16 protein-coding genes are annotated in these 20,051 nt (G+C 72.8%); 8 read left to right on the top strand and 8 right to left on the bottom strand.

Translation table 11 applies throughout. The features are described from left to right. Positions 1-33 precede the first annotated feature (33 nt). From MXD62_RS02325 to MXD62_RS02315, 3 genes are read left to right on the top strand one after another with little or no spacing between them, the layout of a single operon-like run. On the top strand, positions 34-750 hold the full coding sequence (locus MXD62_RS02325) for a polysaccharide deacetylase family protein (protein WP_248827784.1): 717 nt from the start codon (positions 34-36) through the stop codon (positions 748-750). After that, on the top strand, positions 747-2,648 hold the full coding sequence (locus MXD62_RS02320) for a hypothetical protein (RefSeq protein ID WP_248827783.1): 1,902 nt from the start codon (positions 747-749) through the stop codon (positions 2,646-2,648). The genes MXD62_RS02325 and MXD62_RS02320 overlap by 4 nt, the downstream gene beginning before the upstream one ends. A gap of 36 nt (positions 2,649-2,684) precedes the next feature. Continuing rightward, positions 2,685-3,935, top strand: a complete 1,251-nt coding sequence (locus MXD62_RS02315) for a glycosyltransferase family 4 protein (protein WP_248827782.1) — start codon at positions 2,685-2,687, stop codon at positions 3,933-3,935. Here MXD62_RS02315 and MXD62_RS02310 read toward each other — a convergent pair. The 5 genes from MXD62_RS02310 to xseA form a co-directional block, all read right to left on the bottom strand. Continuing rightward, a complete protein-coding gene (locus MXD62_RS02310; protein WP_248827781.1) occupies positions 3,873-4,655 on the bottom strand; it encodes a sterol desaturase family protein in 783 nt (260 codons plus the stop codon). The two genes, MXD62_RS02315 and MXD62_RS02310, sit on opposite strands and share 63 nt — an antisense overlap. 9 nt (positions 4,656-4,664) lie before the next feature. Beyond that, a complete protein-coding gene (gene glpX / locus MXD62_RS02305) occupies positions 4,665-5,684 on the bottom strand; it encodes a class II fructose-bisphosphatase (RefSeq protein ID WP_248827780.1) in 1,020 nt (339 codons plus the stop codon). Positions 5,685-6,208: 524 nt separating this feature from the next. After that, positions 6,209-6,808, bottom strand: a complete 600-nt coding sequence (locus tag MXD62_RS02300; RefSeq protein WP_020458497.1) for a DUF4245 domain-containing protein — start codon at positions 6,806-6,808, stop codon at positions 6,209-6,211. 237 nt (positions 6,809-7,045) lie between these two features. After that, positions 7,046-7,378: an exodeoxyribonuclease VII small subunit gene (locus MXD62_RS02295; RefSeq protein ID WP_248827779.1), complete on the bottom strand. Its 333-nt coding sequence runs from the start codon at positions 7,376-7,378 to the stop codon at positions 7,046-7,048. Positions 7,379-7,489: 111 nt separating this feature from the next. Next, positions 7,490-8,695 (bottom strand): exodeoxyribonuclease VII large subunit, encoded by a 1,206-nt coding sequence (xseA, locus tag MXD62_RS02290; RefSeq protein WP_020458495.1) that lies wholly within the window; start codon positions 8,693-8,695, stop codon positions 7,490-7,492. Between the two features lie 124 nt (positions 8,696-8,819). On the opposite strand from xseA, the gene MXD62_RS02285 reads away from it, so the two are divergent. From MXD62_RS02285 to sthA, 3 genes are all read left to right on the top strand, one after another. After that, complete coding sequence (locus MXD62_RS02285; protein ID WP_248827778.1) at positions 8,820-9,782, top strand: 4-hydroxy-3-methylbut-2-enyl diphosphate reductase; 963 nt, start codon at positions 8,820-8,822, stop codon at positions 9,780-9,782. Positions 9,783-10,438: 656 nt separating this feature from the next. After that, entirely contained in the window at positions 10,439-11,830 is a 1,392-nt protein-coding gene (locus MXD62_RS02280) for an aspartate ammonia-lyase (RefSeq protein WP_248827777.1), read from the top strand. A gap of 625 nt (positions 11,831-12,455) precedes the next feature. Then, a complete protein-coding gene (sthA, locus tag MXD62_RS02275; protein ID WP_020458492.1) occupies positions 12,456-13,874 on the top strand; it encodes a Si-specific NAD(P)(+) transhydrogenase in 1,419 nt (472 codons plus the stop codon). A 7-nt stretch (positions 13,875-13,881) separates the two neighbouring features. On the opposite strand, the gene MXD62_RS02270 is transcribed toward sthA, so the two are convergent. After that, positions 13,882-14,976 (bottom strand): DUF3616 domain-containing protein, encoded by a 1,095-nt coding sequence (locus MXD62_RS02270; RefSeq protein WP_248827776.1) that lies wholly within the window; start codon positions 14,974-14,976, stop codon positions 13,882-13,884. 708 nt (positions 14,977-15,684) lie between these two features. Next, positions 15,685-16,236 (bottom strand): NUDIX domain-containing protein, encoded by a 552-nt coding sequence (locus tag MXD62_RS02265; RefSeq protein WP_248827775.1) that lies wholly within the window; start codon positions 16,234-16,236, stop codon positions 15,685-15,687. A 511-nt stretch (positions 16,237-16,747) separates the two neighbouring features. Between MXD62_RS02265 and MXD62_RS02260 the strand changes: the two genes are divergently transcribed. Continuing rightward, on the top strand, positions 16,748-17,317 hold the full coding sequence (locus tag MXD62_RS02260; RefSeq protein ID WP_248827774.1) for a hypothetical protein: 570 nt from the start codon (positions 16,748-16,750) through the stop codon (positions 17,315-17,317). Positions 17,318-17,392: 75 nt separating this feature from the next. On the opposite strand, the gene MXD62_RS02255 is transcribed toward MXD62_RS02260, so the two are convergent. Continuing rightward, a complete protein-coding gene (locus MXD62_RS02255) occupies positions 17,393-18,049 on the bottom strand; it encodes a nucleoside monophosphate kinase (protein WP_018502151.1) in 657 nt (218 codons plus the stop codon). Between the two features lie 506 nt (positions 18,050-18,555). On the opposite strand from MXD62_RS02255, the gene MXD62_RS02250 reads away from it, so the two are divergent. Next, on the top strand, positions 18,556-20,010 hold the full coding sequence (locus tag MXD62_RS02250) for a hypothetical protein (RefSeq protein WP_248827773.1): 1,455 nt from the start codon (positions 18,556-18,558) through the stop codon (positions 20,008-20,010). Positions 20,011-20,051: the final 41 nt, after the last annotated feature.

The raw sequence follows: 20,051 nt of genomic DNA, 5'->3' as shown, positions 1-20,051 counted from the left end.
CGTCGCATGATCCAGAGATCCCGTCGCCACTTCATGACCGTCATGGACTACTGCGCGGCGCTGCGCTCGGCCGACGCGCCGCCCGACGCGATCGTCATCACCTTCGACGGCGATCACGCGGAGACCTTCGTCGCGGCCCGTGAGCTGGCCGAACGAGGCCTCGCCGCCACCGTCTTCGTCACCACCTCCCGGCTCGGGACACCCGGCATGCTCAGCGAGGGGGACGTGCGCCGCCTGCACGAGATGGGCGTCGAGATCGGCGCGGCCGGGCACAGCGGGCGCCGGCTCGACGGTCTGCAGCGCTCCGACGTCACCGCGGAGATCACGCTGAGCCGGCGGCGGCTGGCCGCGATCACCGGCGACGAGCCACGCTCGTTCGCCTATCCCCGCGGAGGCTGGGACCCGACCGCGCGCCAGCTGGTGATCGCGGCCGGATACGGCGGCGCGTGCGCCATCGGGCAGGCGCTGTCCCACCAGGGTGACGACCCGTTCGCCATTACCAGGCTGACCGTGGACGGCGGTCTCGCCGACCACCGCGTGCGCGCCTGGCTGGACGGGATCGGCCGGACGCTGCCGCGCACGGTCCCGGCCAGGCCGCGGACCAGGCTCGTCTCGTCGGTGCTGGGGGCGCGGGTCCCGGCCCGGGCGCCGGCGCGGCTGGCCGGCGCGTACCGCCCCCGGTTCGCGCCGCACATCGCCGAGGGGACCCGTCTCCCCGCGCCCGGCCAACCCACCCTCCCACCGCTGTGACCACGGCCTCGTCGGCGGGCGCGCGCGGCGGCGCGGGACGGCGGAGCGGGCGCGGCCGGCCCGCGAGCGCCGGCGCGGCCACCACCGGCACGACCACCGCCGCAGCCGCGGCCGTCACCACGGTGACGGCCGCGCTGCTCGCGGTCGCCTTCTGGGCCTGGGCGGCACACCGGGTCCCGGCGGTAGACGTCGCCGCGGACGCCACCGTCGTGCTGGGTCTGCGGGTCGTCGTCTCGCTCGCGCGCGCCGCCGCGCCCGGACCCGGCGCGCGGCACCGGCTGCGAGCCGGAGCCCTGGCCGCGCTCGGAGCGGTCACCCTGGCCTGGGCCGGTGGATCGCTGATCCCAAGCCTGGCCTTCCTCTCCGCCACCCCCGGTTTCCTCATCCTCCTGCCGCTGGCGGCCGCCAGCGTCGCCCTCTGGCCGGCACGCCCCGACGTGTGGCGGTTCAACGCGTCCCAGGACTCACCGAACCGCCGCACATCGGCGGCCGGGATTCTGGTCGCCGCGGGGGCGTGGGTGGCGCTGGGCGCCGTCCGGGTGGGCGCGCTGGTGTTCGCCGCGGACGTCGCGGCGCGGGGCGGGGCGGGGCATGCTCACGTGGCCCTGCTCGCGTGGCTGGCGCCGGTCGCCCTGGCGGCCGGTCCACGCTGCGGATGGCTGCTCTGGCGGACGGACGCGGACCCCGGCCTCGCCTCATCCCGTGTGGCCACCCCGGCGGGGCGGCAGCGCCCCGTCCGGCGGCTCGGCGCCCCCCGGCGGACGACGACGGCGGCGCGAGCCGTCCCCGTGCCGGAGTGGGAGCCGCCGGTTCCCGGGTCACGCCCGGGCTCCGGATCGCTCCCAGCCCGCGGATCGCAACCCGCTCCGGGATCGCTCCCGACCCACGGATCGCAACCCGCTCCCGGCTCGCTCCCCGCTGCCGGGTCGCCGTCGGAGCGAGGATCAGTGGTCCGGCCCAGCGCGCAGCGGTGGGCGCAGGGCCCCCAGCGACCGCCCAGGTCACGGCGACCCTCGCTACCACCGACGAGGTCGCCGCAGGCGCCGACCCCGCGGTCACCGTTCTCGGCACTGCCCACAGCTCCGCCCAGCAGGACTCCGTTCGGCAGGACCCTGTTCGGCAGGACGCCGGTCGGGCGGGCGCCGGTGGATGAGGCGGCGCGGCGATCGCTCGCGTCACTCACGGCCGAGCCGGCCGAGCCGGCCGCGCCGGCCGCGCCGGCCGCGCCGGCCGCGCCGGCCGCGCCGGAGCCTGCGACGCGGGTGCTCTGGTCGGCGGCGGCGGCCGGACTGGCCCTGGTCGTCCTCGATCACCAGGTCGGCCCGGCGAGCGCCGCCTTCGCCCTGGCCGTGCTCGCCATCCTGGCCGTCGGCGGGTTCGCCGGCGGCCGTGGGGCCGCGACGCTGCCGTGCGTGGCCGTCGCGCTGGTCGCCGCGCCGCTGCTGCTGGCCGTGCTCGGCGACGAGTACGCCGATCAGGGAACAGCCGGGCTCCGCCTGCTCCTGGCCACCCTCGCGATCGACGCCCTGCCAACCGGCGCCCAGCCGTCCAGCGGGGGGCGGGCGGCCGCGCGGCCGGTGATCCGGCGCGGGGCCACGGTGGCTGGGCTGGTCGTTCTGGTGGCCGTGCTCCCGATCATGCTGGCGGCCTGGGGGGCCGAGGGGGCCGCGCTCGCGCTGCTGCTCGGCCGGGTGGTCGCCGTGGCGCCTGTGGTCCGCCTGCCGGCGCGCCGCGAGCGCGCCGCCGGGCCAGCCGCCGAGGCCCCCGGGCAATCCCGGCCCGCCGGAGTCGCGCCGGCCGCCGTCGACCGCCGCCCCGAGGCGGCCGGCCGCGGCGGGAGACGCGCCCGGATGGCCAGGTTCGCGCCGGGAGTCAGTCACCCATCTCGGTCACTGTAGCGACACGATGGCCGACTTTCCGTAACCTGCCGTGGCGTGGAGGAACAGCCGGCCGCACGGGTCCTCATCGTCGAGCAGGGTGAGGGGCTGTGGGGCGCCCAGCGCTTCCTGCTGAGGCTCGCCCCGCTGCTGGAGCGACGCGGGATCGAGCAGATTCTCGCCGCACCGGAGGACAGCGCGACGGGCGCGGCCTGGCGGGCGTCCGGGCGGCACCACGCCGTCCTGCCAGTGCCGGCGGACCGGAGGTTGCGCCGCCCGGACGGCCGCCCGAGCCCCGCGCTGGTACTGCGCGAATCCGGCCGGACGGCGGTCATGGCGGCCCGGACGGCCCGGCTCGCCCGGCGGTTCGGCGTCGACGTCCTGCAGGCGAACAGCCGCTGGTCGCATCTGGAGGCCGTCGGGGCCTCGGCGCTGTGCCGGCGGCCCGCGTTGCTGCTGCTGCACGAGGAGAACGAGCCGGACCTGGCCGGCCGGCTGCGCGGGCTGGCCGTCCGGGGGGCCGCGCGGTCCGTGGCGGTGAGCGGCGCGGTCGCGGCGTCGCTGCCGGGGTGGGCCGCCCGACGCGCGGTGGTGATCCGCAACGGGGTCGACACCGACGCGCTGCGCCCCGGCCCGGCGGACCCGGCCGTGCGGGCCAGCCTGTCGACGAACCCGGCGGCGCCGCTGGTCCTCGCGATGTCCCGCCTGGACCCCCGCAAAGGCGTCGACAAGGTGATCCGCGCGGTGGCCGCGCTGCCGGACCACCTGAAGTCCACGCGGCTGGCGGTCGCGGGCGCGCCCAGCCTCGACCCGGCGTCCGGGGAGTCGCTGCGCCGGCTCGGCGCCGAACTGCTCGGTGACCGGGTGCTGTTCCTGGGGCCGCGCTCGGACATCGGCGACCTGCTGCGCGCCACCGATGTCCTGGTCCTCGCGTCGAGCCTGGAGGGGCTGCCACTGAACGTGCTGGAGGCGCAGGCGTGCGGGCGGCCGGTGGTGGCGTTCCCGACCGCGGGCATCCCGGAGATCGTGACCGACGGAGCGACCGGCCTGCTCGCCCGCCAGGACGACGTGGCCGACCTCAGCGCGAAGCTCGCCCGGGTGCTCGACGACCAGACGCTGGCCGAGCTGCTCGGCGCCCGCGCGCGGGCGAGCGTCGTCGCCCACCACACGCTGGACGCGCAGGCGGACGCGCTGGGCGGCCTGCTGATCAGCCTCGCCGGGCAGGCCCGCGCGCGGAGGCACCGGTCAGTCGGCCACGACACCGCACACTATGAGGTGCATCACACCACTGCTGGACGCAGGTCGTAGCCGGGCGGCACCGCGGGCCGTCGGCGAGACGGGCACGTCGTCACGGGCGGGCGAGGTGCCGAGCACCATGTCCGCGACCGGGCTCGTCACACCCAGCCAGTACCGCTCGTTGCGATAGTGGTGCAGCCGGTGCCCGCGCCAGACCCGCCGGTAGAACCGGTTCGACGGGCGGACGGCCGTGTGCACGAGGAAATGCGTCCAGTCGTAGGCCAGTGCGCCCAGCCCGGCGCACACCGCCGCGGTGCCGACAGCCGGCGGGCCCAGCGCCGCGAGGCCGACGGCGAGCGCCCCGCCTGCCGTCACCTCCCGGGGCCGCAGGAACATCGTGTCCAGGTTCGTCGGATCACGGTGATGCTGCTCGTGCCCGTAGCCGGCGAGCTGGTAGCCGACCGACCCGAGCCGGCCGCCCGGCCGGGCGTGCAGCAGGCCGCGGTGCACCGCCCACTCGACGAACGGCTGCGCGGCGAGGCAGGCCGCGGCCGTGACGACGTCCCGGCGCCGCAGCGGACCACGCACGGCCCGCACCGCGCCGACCGCGCCCACACACCCGAGGAGCACCGGCGGGCGCGGGTGGGCGACAAACCGCCGCAGCGCCTGCGGAAGCGTCCGGATCTCGGCCGCGCTGCCATGCGGGCCGGGCCGGTCCAGCCGCGCCACCGCCCGTCCGATCGGAGCCGTCAGCCGCCGCCGGGCCCTGGCTCCTCGGACGAGAGTGGGCATCGGCCGGGCTCAGAACGGGACGGTCGAGTAGGCCTGGAGCTTGGTCAGCTGGTGCTGGCTGTCGACCCGCCGGATCGTGCCCGAACGCGAGCGCATGACCAGCGACGACGTGTTGGCACCGCCCGGCCGGTACCGCACCCCGGCGAGCAGTTCGCCGTCCGTGATGCCGGTGGCGACGAAGAAGATGTCCTCGCTGTTCACCAGGTCCCGGGTGTGCAGGACCCGGTCCGGGTCGTGCCCGGCGTCCAGGACCCTCGCCCGCTCGGCGCGGTCCTGCGGCCAGAGCCGGCCCTGGATGACGCCGCCGATGCAGGTCACCGCGCACGCGGCGATGATCCCCTCGGGTGTTCCGCCGATGCCGAGCAGCATGTCCACCCCGGTGTCCGCCGAGGCCGCCATGACCGCGCCGGCGACGTCACCATCGGAGATCAGCTTGACGCGCGCCCCGGCCGTGCGGATGTTCTCCACCAGCTCGGCGTGCCGAGGGCGGTCCAGCACCACGACCGTGACATCCCGCGGCAGAATGCCCTTGGCCTTCGCCACCGCGCGGACGTTGTCCTCCACCGAGGCGTCGATGTCGACGACGCTCGCCGCTTCCGGCCCGGTGACCAGCTTCTCCATGTAGAAACAGGCGCTGGCGTCGTACATCGAGCCACGCTCGCTGACCGCCATCACCGACACCGCGTTGTTCATCCCCTTGGACGTCAGCGTCGTCCCGTCCACCGGGTCGACCGCGACGTCGCACTCGGGGCCCTCGCCGGAGCCGACCTCCTCGCCGTTGAACAGCATGGGGGCCTCGTCCTTCTCCCCCTCGCCGATCACGACGACGCCCCGCATCGACACCGTCCCGACGAGCCGGCGCATCGCGTCCACGGCCGCCTGGTCAGCACCGTTCTTGTCACCACGCCCGACCCAGCGGGCGGCGGCGAGCGCCGCGGCCTCGGTCACCCGGACCAGCTCGAGAGCGAGGTTCCTGTCGGGCGCCTGGCCCTGGACGGCGAGGGACTCGGGCACGGACGACTCGGGCACGGAAGGGGTCTCGGCAGCCACGGGAGGAGCGTAGTTCGACACGGCGTCACGCGCCGCCGGTAGCCGCCGAAGTACCAGCCCGCGACCGGGCCGCTACCGCCACGACCAGCCCTGTGACCAGCCTGTTTCCGGGTCCGTGATGAGGCCGGCGGCTGGCTGCGGAGGCCGCGTCGCCGACGACCGGGCGGAAGCCCGGAAAATTCTTTGGATGGGCGCGCAACCTTCCCCGGAGGAACCGCGTCATACAGGTCGATACGGGTGGCCGTCACGCGGAGGGGGCGTGACGGCCACCCGAAGTCGTTTCTGTACCCGAGCCGTTCCAGCGCCCGGAGTCGTTCCAGGCCAGTGCATCCCGCCCACGGGACGGCCGCGCCGGAAGCCCGCTCCGAGCCCGCTCCGAGCCGGCTCGCGATCGCGACATCGGCAGGGCCCGCAGCGGCTCGCCTGGCGTCGCAAACGCCGCCAATCCCCGTCCTGGTCCTACTGGTGCCGTCCTGCTGGTGCCGTCCTGGTCCTGCTGCTGATCAGGCGGCGGGGCTGGCGACCGCGGCTGACGCTCCGGTGTCGAGCGGCCGGACGGCGGCGGCGAGCGTCTCGAGGTCGGCCCGGTCGGCTGCCCCGGGGCCGCCACCGTCGTCGACAATCGTCGTCACACCGTCGGCCACACGCGTGATCGCCAGATGCCCGTCGCTGTCACGTCGCTCATCCCACTCCTCACCGGCGACGCTCACGGCCCCGGTGGTGGGCCGGTCACCGAGAATCGCCTGGACCGCGTCCGGGGCGTTGCTCTGGATGAACCGGGTGTAGGTCCGGTCGCCCGGCCGGTCGATGACGTACCCGATCGTGATCTGAGTGGTGTCTCCGTCGCTGGTCCCACCGGAGGGCAGCTTCATCCGGATCGACGTCGGCTTGAAGAAGTCGGGCAGGTCCTGGGGCGCCGAGGCCGGGTAAGGCGCCTGGCGCGCGTACGGCACCAGCGTGGACTCCGTGTCCACGACCTTCACCTCGGGATCCTCGCCACCGTGCGGCATCACGAAGACGTAGAACACCGCCACTCCCGCCAGCACCACGGCGAGGGAGAGCACCATGTCCCGGACTGTTTCCTGACCGCGTTGACGCGCCACGCCCTCATCTTCCGATCCGACGCCGCCCTGATCCGACGACGTCCGTACTCGACGTCCGCATGAGACGTCCGTGACTCAATGTCCGCACTGGACGTCCGTGCCCGACGGCATGTGCCCGACGGCGTTCGGATTCGACGACCATCACCCGCCGAACCTCGGAACCCGACCCTACGGCCCCCCGGAGCCCGGGCGTCCCGACCGACCCCACCGAATGTGTGCGCACCGGGCCGGTGGGATTCAGGAAGGTCCGGAGGTCGGGGCGGGGGTGAGGCGGGCCCGGGCGCCGTCGAGGAAGCGCTGGCAGAGGGCGGCAAGTTCCTCGCCGCGTTCCCAGAGCACGAGGGACTCCTCGAGAGCGCATCCCCCGGCCTCCAGCCTGCGGACGACATCCTCCAGCTCCGCGCGAGCCGCCTCGAAGGTGAGATCGGAAGTGGTCCCCGGGGTGACACCCGCGGCGGCCCCGGAGGTCGGTCCCGGCGCAGTACCCGCGGTAGTCCCTGGCGTGGTCTCCGGAACACCGCCCGAACCGGGCCCAGCGGTGGGGCTCCGCTGACGGTCAAGATCGGTCATGTGAGTTCTCCTGTCCCGTTCGACGGCTGTCCCGCTCGACGGCCGTGAGCACGCTCCCGAGCCCGGGAGCACCAGGAACACCGGGAGAACCATTCGAGAGCCGCGTGGTGGTCACTCCGCTCTGGCGGCGAAGGTACCGCCCGCGACCCGGACGGTCAGCGGGTCGCCGGCCTCGATCTCGGCCGGTGAGCGGATCACCGCGCCGTCCGCGTTCTGGATCAGGGCGTAGCCGCGTTCCAGCGTGGCCGCCGGGGACAGCGCCCGCATGCGCGCCGCAGCGTGGACGAGGTCGCGCTCGGCGACGTCCACCGCGTGGGTGAGGCAGCGCAGCGAGCGCGAGCGCAGCGCCCCGACGGTCTGCTCGCGCCGGTCGATCTCGCGCAGCGGGGCTGCCAGGACGGGACGGGCCCGCAGGTCCGCCAGCCGGCGTCGTTCGAGGTCGAGGCGGTGCGCGAGGACCCTGCGGGCCCGGCTGCGCAGGGCCTCCACCAGCGCTGACTGCTCGGAGACGTCGGGGACCACACGCTTGGCGGCGTCGGTCGGCGTGGAGGCTCGGACGTCGGCCACAAAGTCGAGCAGGGGGGTGTCCTGCTCGTGTCCGATTGCCGACACGACAGGTGTCCGGGCGGCGACAACGGCACGCAGCAGGGCCTCGTCCGAGAACGGTAGGAGATCTTCCAGGGAGCCCCCGCCGCGGGCGATGACGATCACCTCGACGGCGCGGTCGGCGTCCAGATCGGACAGCGCGTCGAGGATCTGGCTCACCGCGAGGGGGCCCTGGACCGCCACCTCCCGTAGTTCGATGCGTACCGCGGGCCACCGGCGGCGGGCGTTCTCGATCACGTCGCGCTCGGCGGCGGATGCACGCCCGGTGATGAGGCCGACCGCCGTCGGGAGGAACGGGAGCCGCCGTTTGCGGCTCGCCGCGAAGAGTCCCTCGGCGGCGAGCGTGGCCTTCAGCCGCTCCAGCCGGGCCAGCAGCGCACCGGCCCCCAGAGGGCGAATCTCCACCACAGCAAGGGCCAACGTGCCCCGGCCGGGGTGGAAGCTGGGCTTGCCCCAGACCACCACCCGGGCCCCGTCGACGAGCCCGGGACCGACCGCGTCGCACACCGCCCGGGGGCAGGTGACCCGTAGGGAGACGTCCGCGACGGGGTCGCGCAGGGTGAGGAAGACCGTGTTCATGCCCGGCCGGCGGGAGATCTCGGTGACCTGACCTTCCACCCATACGCGACCGAGCCGGGAGATCCAGTCACCCAACGCCCGGGAGATCGTCCGCACCGGGAGCGGCTCGTCCGGGGTCGAGGTCAGGGGCACCTCCGAACCGTACGACCTCCCCCCACGGGGGAAGGTCACCGGCGGGCCGGACGATGCCGCCCATCCGGTGATGCTCCGCTCGCCGCTCTTCCAGCCTCGCTGCTCCCGCGTAGACTGCTGCGACATGGGGCGGGTCTTGTTGGCCAAGCCGCGCGGCTACTGCGCGGGTGTCGATCGCGCGGTCCAAACCGTCGAGAAGGCACTCGATCTGTACGGGTCGCCGGTGTATGTACGCAAGCAGATCGTGCACAACGCTCACGTCGTCAAGACGCTGGAAGCGAAGGGCGCGATCTTTGTCGAAGAGACCGACGAGGTGCCTCACGGCGCCACGGTGGTGTTCTCGGCGCACGGCGTGGCACCGACGGTCCACGAGGAGGCTTCCTCGCGTCAGCTTCGCACCATTGACGCGACGTGCCCCCTCGTTACCAAGGTCCACTCCGAGGCTCGCCGGTTCGCCAAGGAGGATCTGGACATCCTCCTCATCGGTCATGAGGGCCACGAGGAGGTAGTAGGCACCACCGGCCAGGCGCCGGACCGTATCCATCTGGTCGACGGTCCTGAGGACGCCGCCGCTGTGAAGGTCCGGGACCCGAAGCGGGTCGCGTTCCTCTCGCAGACGACGCTCTCGGTCGACGAGACGCAGACAACGGTCAAGGCGCTTCGCGAGCGGTTCCCGCATCTACAGGGGCCGCCGAGCGACGACATCTGCTACGCCACCCAGAACCGCCAGGTGGCCGTCAAGGAGATCGCCGAGAAGGTCGACCTGCTCATCGTGGTCGGCTCGCCGAACTCCTCCAACTCGGTCCGGCTCGTCGAGGTCGCCCTCGACGCCGGTGCACCCAGGTCGTTCCTCGTGGACGACTGCTCCGAGGTGGATGAGGGCTGGCTCGACGGTGTCGAGACGGTTGGTGTGACGAGCGGGGCGTCCGTCCCCGAGGAACTCGTCACCGGGGTCATGGCGTGGCTGGCGGACCGCGGGTTCAACGACGTCGAGGAAGTCACCTCGGCGGACGAGCACCTGCTGTTCGCGCTCCCGCCGGAGCTGCGTCGCGACATGCGTGCCCGGGAGCGGGCCGCGGGCGCCTGACGCTCGCTCATTCCTGAGCGCGCCGACGGCACCGCATTCCAGCGGTACGTCACTCCAGCGGCACAGCACTCCAGCGATATCCACTCCGCCGACATTCATCCGGCGTCGGCGCCGCCGTCCAAGCCGCATCGCCGCATTCGGGCGGCCGCGGTCGGAGGCGTCGCCGGCGCCGGCACCAACGGGCCGTCCAGCCAGCGCCGGAAATTCCGGTCGGTCGTGCTGCCGGCGGCCCCCTCACGCCTGGGTCACCGCGCGTGGTGTGAGGACCGTGTCCCATCGGGCGGCTGCGCCGCCCGGTCGGATGATCGTCGACGCCCGTGCTGGTCACCGGCTTCGCTCGTAGCCCGGTCCACCCATCGTGTTTCTCTCCGTCCGGTGCCGCGCCAGCCTGGTGCGGCACCGGACTTCCGTCTGTGGTGGCCCGGTGACGGGTGCCGCCCGCCCGGCACGCCGCCCGCGCCGGCCCGTCGCGGGCGATGTGACGAGCGCCCGCCGGGGATGCCGGCCGGGGCGACGGATGCACCTGATGTCCTAGGGTCGGCAGTGGCCTGTCATCGCCAGCGCCGCGGGCGGTTCCGCGGCAAGCCGGATCGGCGGCAAGCCAGATCAAGGTCGACGGACATCTCGGGAGATCGGCGCATGAGCGAGCACGAGTCATGAGCGAGCAGGAATACCGCATCGAGCACGACAGCATGGGTGACGTGCGGGTGCCGGCCGCGGCGAAGTGGCGAGCGCAGACGCAGCGGGCGGTCGAGAACTTCCCCGTCTCCGGCCAGCGCATCTCGCGCGCCCACATCGCGGCGCTCGCGCGGATCAAGGCCGCGGCCGCGACCGTGAACGCCAAGCTCGGCGTTCTCGACGGTGACATCGCCTCGGCGATCGCCGAGGCCGCCGGCGAGGTGGCCCGGGGCGACTGGGACACCCAGTTCCCGCTCGACGTCTTCCAGACCGGCAGCGGCACGTCGTCCAACATGAACACCAACGAGGTGCTGGCGTCGCTCGCCTCGGAGCGGCTCGGCCGGGCCGTTCACCCGAACGACCACGTGAACGCCTCGCAGTCGTCGAACGACGTGTTCCCGTCCTCGATCCACGTGGCGGCGACCCAGGGGATCGTGCACGAGCTGATCCCCGCGCTCGATCACCTCGCCGTCTCGCTGGAGCGGAAGGCGACCGAGTTCGCCGAGGTGGTCAAGTCGGGGCGCACCCACCTCATGGACGCCACGCCGGTGACCCTCGGCCAGGAGTTCGGCGGGTACGCGGCGGCCGTCCGGCTGGGTGTCGAGCGGCTCAACGACGCGCTGCCCCGGATCGGCGAGCTGCCGCTGGGCGGCACCGCGGTCGGCACCGGCATCAACACGCCGCCGGGGTTCTCGGCGGCGGTCATCGAGGAGCTGGCGGCGAGCACCGGGCTCCCGCTCACCGAAGCCCGCAACCACTTCGAGGCCCAGGCCTCGCGGGACGGCCTCGTCGAGGCGTCCGGCGTGCTGCGGGTGATCGCGGTGTCGCTCTACAAGATCTCGAACGACCTGCGGTGGGCGTCCTCGGGCCCGCGGGCCGGGCTGGGCGAGATCAGGCTGCCGGACCTGCAGCCCGGGTCGTCGATCATGCCTGGCAAGGTGAACCCGGTCATCCCCGAGGCGGTCTGCCAGGTGGTGGCCCAGGTGGTCGGCAACGACGCGGCGGTGGCGTTCGGCGGCTCGGCCGGCAACTTCGAGCTCAACGTGATGCTGCCGGTCATCGCCCGCAACCTGCTCGAGTCGATCCACATCCTGTCGACGATCAGCCGTCTGTTCGCCGACCGCTGCATCGACGGCATCGTCGCGGACGTCGAGCGCTGCCGCCGCTACGCGGAGTCCTCGCCGTCGGTCGTGACGCCACTCAACAAGTACATCGGCTACGAGGAGGCGGCCAAGGTCGCCAAGCAGTCGCTGGCCGAGGAGAAGACGATCCGCGAGGTCGTGATCGAGCGCGGGTACGTCCAGGCCGGCAAGCTCACCGAGGCCGAGCTGGACAGCGCGCTCGACGTCCTGTCGATGACGCACCCGTAGGACGGACCGGTAGACGCACCCGTGGGCGGTCGCCCGCGGGTGCGTCTCCCACGGGTGCGCTGCTTTCGCCGCCGGCACCCTCGGGCGCGGCTCGGCCCGTCGGTGCGCTCGATCAGGCGGAACGGGGGGACGGGCCCGGGTGGGCCCGTAGCGGTGAGGCAGGGAGCGGACCCGGCTCCACGAACGTGCGGGAGCCGGGTCCCGATGCCGACGCCTGTTCCCCCGGCCACTGGCCGGGAGCACGCCATCCCCACGGCAGGTCGGCATACCCCGCCGCGAGAGCCGTGGAAGACCCCCCAGCCAGCCTCCACGACCCCCGCGACCCCCGATGCCCTGTCCAACGAGGCGGCTCGGCTTTCGTTACGGGCCGCACCACGGATTTCTGGGTTTCCTCCAGCCGGTGGGCGACCACCGGCCGGCACGGCCCGGGTGAGCACGGGTGGACCACGCCGTCCCCCCACGTCGGCGTGTGACGATGGGAACGCAAGCCACGACATGGCGCGACTGGTGTGACGTTCTGGGGACCTGGGCGAGAAAACGGCGTAACAACACCGACCGCCGGAGGTTCCGGGCCTCCTGGGCGGATAGCCTCGGCGCGACACGATAAATGACAGGGGGAAACGACGTGCACGAGGTCGATGTCCTTGTCATCGGTTCCGGGCCCGGCGGGCAGAAGGCTGCCATCGCCGCGGCCAAGCTCGGGCGCAGCGTCGCGGTCGTCGACAAGCGGGACATGATCGGCGGGGTCTGCATCAACACGGGGACCATCCCGTCCAAGACGCTGCGCGAGGCCGTCATGTACCTGACGGGCCTGGCCCAGCGAGAGGTCTACGGCCAGAGCTACCGACTCAAGGACGAGATCACGGTCGCGGACCTCTCCGCACGGACGCAGCACGTGATCGGCCGCGAGATCGACGTGATCCGCAGCCAGCTCACCCGCAACCGGGTCCAGGTCCTCTCCGGGCTCGCGACCTTCCTCGACCCGAACACCGTGAGCGTCCGCGGGCCTGGCGGGGTCGAGGAGCGACAGGTCCGCGCCAACAAGATCATCATTGCCACCGGCACCCGGCCGGCCCGGCCCGACTCGGTGGACTTCGACGGCCGCACGGTCGTCGACAGCGACCAGATCCTCGACATCGACCGGATCCCCGGCTCGATGGTCGTGGTCGGCGCCGGAGTGATCGGCATCGAGTACGCCTCGATGTTCGCGGCACTGGGCACAAAGGTCACCGTCGTCGAACGGCGCGACCGGATGCTGGACTTCTGTGACCTGGAGATCATCGAGGCGCTCAAGTACCAGCTGCGCGACCTCGCGGTGACCTTCCGGTTCCGCGAGTCCGTGGTCTCCGTCGAGCGGCACAACGGCGGCACCCTCACGACGCTGGAGAGCGGCAAGAAGATCCCCGCCGACACCGTCATGTACTCCGCCGGGCGGCAGGGGCTCACCGAGGTCCTCCAGTTGCAGAACGCCGGGCTCTCCGCGGACAACCGCGGCCGGATCCTGGTCGGCCCGGACTTCCGCACCGAGGTGGACCACATCTACGCCGTCGGTGACGTGATCGGTTTCCCGGCCCTGGCGGCGACGTCCATGGAGCAGGGGCGGCTGGCCGCCTACGCGGCGTGCGGCGAGCCGGCCACGGGGATGCGGGCCGAGCTGATGCCGATCGGCATCTACACGATCCCGGAGATCTCCTACGTCGGCAGCACCGAGGACGAGCTCACCGAGCGCGCGGTGCCCTTCGAGGTGGGCATCGCCCGCTACCGCGAGCTGGCCCGCGGCGCGATCCTGGGCGACTCCTACGGCATGCTCAAACTCCTGGTGAGCCCGGAGGACGGCCGGTTGCTCGGCATCCACGTCTTCGGCACCGGGGCCACCGAGCTGGTCCACATCGGGCAGGCCGTGATGGGCTGCGGCGGAACGGTCAACTACCTGGTCGACACCGTCTTCAACTACCCGACCCTGGCGGAGTCCTACAAGGTCGCCGCGCTCGACGCGATGAACAAGATGCGGGCGGTGGCCCGCATCTCGGGCCGTCACCTGTGACGGCGGGCTAGCCGGCGGCGGGCGGCAGGGGCAGGACGTCCGCGATGATCTCGTGGCGGTGCCGACGGCGGTGCGGAGCGGGGCTGTCGTAGACGACCAGCAGTGCCTGCCCGCCGGAACCACCCGGGTCGGGGATCAGGGTGATGCCCTCGGCGTGGTCCACTCCGTCGCCGTAGGGGACGTCCATGATCTTCTCGATGGCGGTGCCACGCACCACGACGGACGTCTCCGCCCGCACCGCGCCCCGCCAGGCGTGGATGCGGACCGGGCCGTCGAGATCCATCGTCGGCCCGGCGAGGACGAGCAGGTCGTCCCCGTAGGGGATCATGTCGCGCACCCCGAGGCCACCCAGGTCGAGGAAGTGCTTGCGGTAGGGGCCGTCGTCGAGCGGGGCGAGCAGCAGGTCGGGGCCGTCGCTGCCGGCCAGCCGCAGTTCGATGACGACGGCCCAGCCGCGCAGCACGGGGCCCCTCAGGCCCAGGTAGATCCGCTCCCCCACGACGGCCAGTCCCTCGATGTCCAGGCCGTTGTCCTTGCTGGGGATCGTGAGGAAGGGCCCCAGGTGCGGGTCGTCGCGCAGCGCGCGGGTGAGCCGGGTGCTCTTGCGCAGGCCCAGGGCCGCCGCCGACAACTTCCGGCCCGGGTTCGCCGGGTCCGGCGCCGACGCGGCCAGCACGGGCCCGTCGGGCGTCTCCACGACCGGTATCCGGCCGATGATGTGCCGGTTGGCGTTGTTGCTCACCTTCGCGAGCCGGGTGAGCGCCGCCTCCGTGGCGTGGTCGGGCCGCACCCGCTTGCGCGTCCTGGCGTGCGACCCGGTGAACCAGAGGTAGCCGCCGGCGAGGTCCAGGCCCTCGATGTCGATCTCCGGCACGACCCCGTCGGCGTCGGCCGGCTCGGGCAGCGCCAGGAAGTCGCCCACCTGGAAGCTCACGTGCCCGCCGTAGCAGTCGCCGTCCGCCGAGCGGGTCACCCGCTCGATCGTCACGGTCTCGTCGCCGCCCAGCCACAGGTGGCTGCCGTCGCAGCGCACCGTGGACAGTGACTCGGCGATGTCGAGCACCATGTGATCGTCGACGAACCGGATCGGAATCGTGTCCACGCCGCTCCCCTTCACCGGCACCCGGCACTCGGCCGCCGGCACCCGTTCCAGGAGCCTACGACCGCGCCCCACCGTCAGCCGGACGTTGTCCCAGGCCGGACATCGTCCCAGGCCGGACGTCGTGCCGGACCCGGCGTCATCCCGGGGTGGGCTTGGAGGGCAGGGGACACCGACTCGCGGGCGGGCCCGGTGGTGCCGTTGCCGTCCCGAGCGAATCACTTTTGCCTGAAGATCAGTCTGCACTGCCCGGATCTTTTTCTGATCGTCCCCCAACCCCAATCAGGGGCCGGATCAACGGGGTGCTCAACGGGTCGGCTCCGTCGCCGGCCGCCCGAGGGGAATCGCGGGCGGCTGGCGCGGCGGGGGCCTCACCGGGAGCGGGCAGGACCGCCGTGGCAGGGGAAGGCACGAGGAGCAGGTGATGCGGCCAACCAGCGCCAGCGCCAGGGCTAGGGCTAGGGCTAGGGGTCAGGGCCAAGGGTCAGGGCCGTCGACGACAGGGGTCGTCCCCCGCCGGCCGGTCCCGCGCGCTGCCACCAGATGTGTGTAGCGGCGGCCGGGACGCGAGAGAAGAGCGGTGCACGTATTGTTTCGCGAATTTCACCGGCCACAGCGACCAGGCCGGCCGACGCCGTGGCCGAGAAACAACCCGGACGCGGACCCGTCACATCACGGAACACATTGTCCGAGGTCATTCGGAGCGGTAGGTCAGACCTCGGCGCGGTTGGAGGCCAGCCGGAGCTTGTCGCCGAGCTTGCCGCGTACGTCGGCGAGGTTCACCCAGCGGCGGGAGATCCCCCGGGCCGACGGCTCGGGCAGCGTGCGGTCGTCGACGTGCAGCAGGAAAGTGGCCTCGTAGTGCACGTGCTCGGGCTCGCTGAGCGCGGGGACGGCGTCGATGGGGTGGGCCGTCACGTCAACGGGTAACACGCTCGCCGGGATCAGGCCGTTCGCCTCGACGTCGGCCTCCGTCGCGAGGTGGCGCAGCGCGGCGCCGAGCAGCGACTGGTCCTCGGGGTCGATGTGCCCGCCCGGCAGCCGCCAGTTCCTGGCGGGGCGCCGCCTGGTCTGCAGCACCCGCCAGTCGGGCGAGACCAGCACCGCGCTGCACGTGACATGGGCCGGAGTCGTGGAGCGGGTGACGACGGGCGGCCCATGCAGCGCAAGCACGATCAGGGAACGTAGTAGGTCCGTCTCGTCGGGGTTGGCCTCGATGTACCCCAGCGCAACACCGATCACCGCGTTGTTCGTGACCGCCACAAAAGGAACGTACAGGCATAAGCCGCCCAAGGCACCCCCCAGATGGGGTGACACTTATCGGACCGGCTCCGTGCGCACTCCCTGACTCCACGTATGGACAATGAGGGCGCAGTGGGCTAAAACGCCATGACCAGCAGGCCTGACGATCAGTCGCCGGAATCGTGCGACCGCGCCGCGCGCCCAACCCGGGCGACTCCGCCAGCGGCGCCCGCCCGCGCCGGGCCCGAGGCGGCGGTGGTCCCGCCTCCGGGTGGCACGTAGTTCCCTATCCCCCGCTTGTCCCCCGCCCAATCCACCTGGTTCGCAGGGGATGCCGGGAGTTCCCCCGGGATGCGGGGAGTTCCGGGGGACGGGCGAGTTCGGCGGGATGCGGCGAGTCGTCGCGTTCGTGACACGATGAGACGGGTTCGGACGACGTGCCGCTAGGGTGTCCTCAGTCGATCTTGTGTAGATCCGCCGCATGACGGGCCGCGGCGGCACGGCGCGATCATGAGCACGGGGAGGACCGGGCATGCCGAAAATCACCCTCACCCAGGTCGGGCCGCGGGTATGCCGGGGCAGGCTGCTGGCGGTGGGGATGGCGGCCGTGGCCGCGGTCACCCTCGCCGGCTGCAACGGCTCCGACGGCGACCTGGACGTCCCGAAGCCCTCGGCGAGCCTGCCTACCAGCCTTCCGACCAGCCTGCCCAGCGGCCTGCCGACCTCACTGCCGACGGCGGTCCCGACCGCGCTCCCGACGTCGCTGCCCGGCGTCGGCCGCGTCGACACGGCGACCGGGGCGGAGGCGCTGCGCGGCACGAACATCCCGCCCGACTTCCCGATCCCGCCCAACGCCACCGTGAAGGTGGGGACGACCGCCGGCAGCCGTTCCACCTTCACGATGGAGGGCGTGGACAGCGACGCCGCCCGCGCCTTCTACCGCCAGGCGCTGCCGGCCGCCGGGTACGAGATCACCCGGGACGTCGGTGTCGCCGGCATCGCCAGCTCGATCGAGTTTCGGGGCAAGGGCGTGACCGGGACGATCGGGGCCGCCGGCGTCGGCTCCGCGAACGCGATCGCGGTCGTCTTCCAGAAGCAGTGACTCCGCCGGCCCGGGGGATTACCGCCGGGCCGGCGGATCATCACCGGGCCGGAGTGGATCCGCCGGGCGAGGCCGTCACCGTGCCATCGCGCGCGGTGACGGCAGGGCGAACTGGTCGCGGATCTCCGCCTGTACCTCCAGAACGGAGCGCCGCGCGTCGACCACAGCGACCTGCTCCTTGCGCTGGAAGATCTCCATCACCGGCCGGGTCTTCGCGTGGTACTCCGAGAGCCGCACCGCGAGGGCCTCGGGGTTGTCGTCGGAGCGCGTCACCAGCGCGCCCCCACAGACGTCACAGGTGTCCTCGATCTGCGGCCGGCTCGCGATCAGGTTGTAGTCGAGACCACAGCGCGAGCACAGCCGGCGGGCCAGCACCCGGCGCACCACCTCCTCGTCCGGCAGGTCGAGGTAGATGACGCCGTCTATGTCGTAGCTCTCCAGGAAGAACTCCGCCTGCCTGGCGTTGCGCGGGAACCCGTCGATGATGAACCCGTAGTTCCAGTCGTGCTCGGTGAGCCGGGTGCGGACCACCGACTCGACGAGGTCGTCGCCCACCAGGTGTCCGCTGGCCACGATCCGCCGCACCTGCGCGCCGATCTTGGTGTGGTTCTGCACGTTCCAGCGGAACACGTCGCCCACGCTGATGTGGACCAGGTCGAGCTCGTCGGCCATCAGCTTCGCCTGGGTCCCCTTCCCGCTGCCCTGCACGCCCATGATCACGAACTTGCGCACGGTGCCTCCCCGCGTGCTTCGACGGCCTGTGTCGGGCGGCTCCCCACCCAGCCGACGACCCGTGCGGCGGGGAGCCCTGATCTGGCTGCCGATGGCGTGCCATGGGTACGAGCGTTCCTGGCTCCGGGCGTCTGTCTCCACGCGCTCACGCACCCGTGCTGCACGTACCCCTCAAGAATGATGCCGGACGGGCCTGCGCCTCCGCGTCCGCCGCGGGCACGTTCGGAGGGATTCCCGGCCGTCGCGGCGAGCGACATCCGCCACCCGCGGCAGCGGCCATCCCGCTCGCGGACGTCCGGACCCCACCCGCGCCCTCAACCGAGAGTGACCAAACGGGTGCCCGCCAACTGGACCTTCCAGGATGACACCCCCCATTAGGGGGAGGCGGCTGCGACCGAACGCGACTGAGACGTCAGGATGGAGAAACGCAGGATCGCGTGACGATTCGGGACGGGTGGGACGGCCGCGGCGCGGCGAGTGCTCCCGGATCACAGAAGGAGAATCGGGTGCCTGGGGTAATTCGCCGACTGCTCGGTGGCGGGCTCGCCGCCACCCTGCTCGCCGTGACCGTCGCGGCGTGTGACTCGAGCGGTGACGCGCCCGCCGCGCCCGCCGAGGTGGTGCTCGACCGCGCGGCCGAGACGACCGTCCCGTTCAGCGTGGACAACGCGGGCGAGGTCGTGCTCGACGTGACCACGTCCGCCCCGGGCGTCTCCTGGGGAACGGTCGGTTCCGAGTCCGCCGTGGTCTCCGTGTTCGTCGACGGCACCTACACGACGGACGTGGTGATCCCCGCGTCGTTCCCGACCCGGCACGGCCTGGCCCTCGGCGCGCTCACCCCCGGGAAGCACGACCTGCGGCTGCTGTTCGCCGCGGACCGGTCCCCGCAGGGATCCGCCACGGCGAAGCTGTCGGACTTCGCCTTCCGCACGATCGCGCCCGGCGACCCGCACTACGCGGCGGCCCGCAACGCCCCGGTGCTCTACGGGCGCACGACGGCCAACCCCGCGCTCCTGCCCGGGACGCCGGCGACCGGCCCCTTCCAGAACGCCCTGACCGACTCCCCGCTCGTCGCCTTCTACTCCGAGGCCCCGACCGCGGTCTCCGGGCACCGTCTGATCACCTACTCCATGGTCTGGAGCAACGAGGACGGCGGGACGTCCACGCCCGCGCTGATGGCCCGCTGGGGGCGGACCACCGACATCGAGTGGACCTACCAGGTCGAGGTCGACGCCGCCGGCAACGCCGTCCCGGGCAGCGCCGTGATCCAGGCACCCGAGCACGTCCAGGCCCCGTTCACCGGACGTCTCGAGGGCACCCACCCCGTCCTGCAGACCTGCACGCTGAACAACAACGTGTGCGACCCGACGGACGGCAAGATGCGCTTCTCCCTCGCCCTGGGCGAGCCCCTGGACCAGGCGGACGAGGCCCGCGAGCGGGTCATGGACCGCAACCCGTGGACGTACTGGGTGATGGCCCAGGAGGTGAACCGCGAGGGCAAGGTGACCGAGGCCCCCGAGGCGTCGTCCACCGACATGATCAGCGATCCCCGCAACTACCTGTACCTGGTCATCCGTAAGAGCACGCTGGGCCAGCCGAACACCGACGACGCCTGGGTCGGGCTGTCCGTGGGCGTCCGGCTCTCCGGCAACCCCAACACGTTCCGCTCCAGCGGGGTGTATCCGGCGTGGTCCATCCAGCGGGACTCCCCCGCGCAGACCGCGATCGCGCTCCCGCCGGGCACCGTCGCCGAGGACATCGCCTCCATCCAGGCGACCCGGCTGATCGGCGCGGGATACGACACCGGGGCACGCATCCAGGTCGACTCGATCGAGCAGGCGTTCTTCCTCGGCCCGGACGGCCTGCCGCAGAAGTCCTTCCTGTTCACCCCGGCCAAGGCCACGCTGACCGCCGCGGCCCCCACCGCCACGCTGTTCCGCCGGCCCACCGGCACTTCGTGAGCCGGCGGCGCTCCCACCGGCGGATCCCTGAGGACACGCCG

The sequence above is a fragment of the Frankia sp. Mgl5 genome, assembly GCF_023242985.1.
GTDB classification, from domain to species: Bacteria; Actinomycetota; Actinomycetes; order Frankiales; family Frankiaceae; genus Parafrankia; species Parafrankia soli.
This window is presented reverse-complemented; position numbering and strand designations above follow the sequence as displayed.

Coding starts and splice junctions, on each gene's coding strand:
- MXD62_RS02310 (WP_248827781.1), bottom strand. CDS start 4,655: ATGCCCACTCTCGTCCGAGGAGCCAGGGCCCGGCGGCGGCTGACGGCT.
- MXD62_RS02280 (WP_248827777.1), top strand. CDS start 10,439: ATGAGCGAGCAGGAATACCGCATCGAGCACGACAGCATGGGTGACGTG.
- MXD62_RS02285 (WP_248827778.1), top strand. CDS start 8,820: ATGGGGCGGGTCTTGTTGGCCAAGCCGCGCGGCTACTGCGCGGGTGTC.
- MXD62_RS02325 (WP_248827784.1), top strand. CDS start 34: ATGACCGTCATGGACTACTGCGCGGCGCTGCGCTCGGCCGACGCGCCG.
- MXD62_RS02295 (WP_248827779.1), bottom strand. CDS start 7,378: ATGACCGATCTTGACCGTCAGCGGAGCCCCACCGCTGGGCCCGGTTCG.
- MXD62_RS02260 (WP_248827774.1), top strand. CDS start 16,748: ATGCCGAAAATCACCCTCACCCAGGTCGGGCCGCGGGTATGCCGGGGC.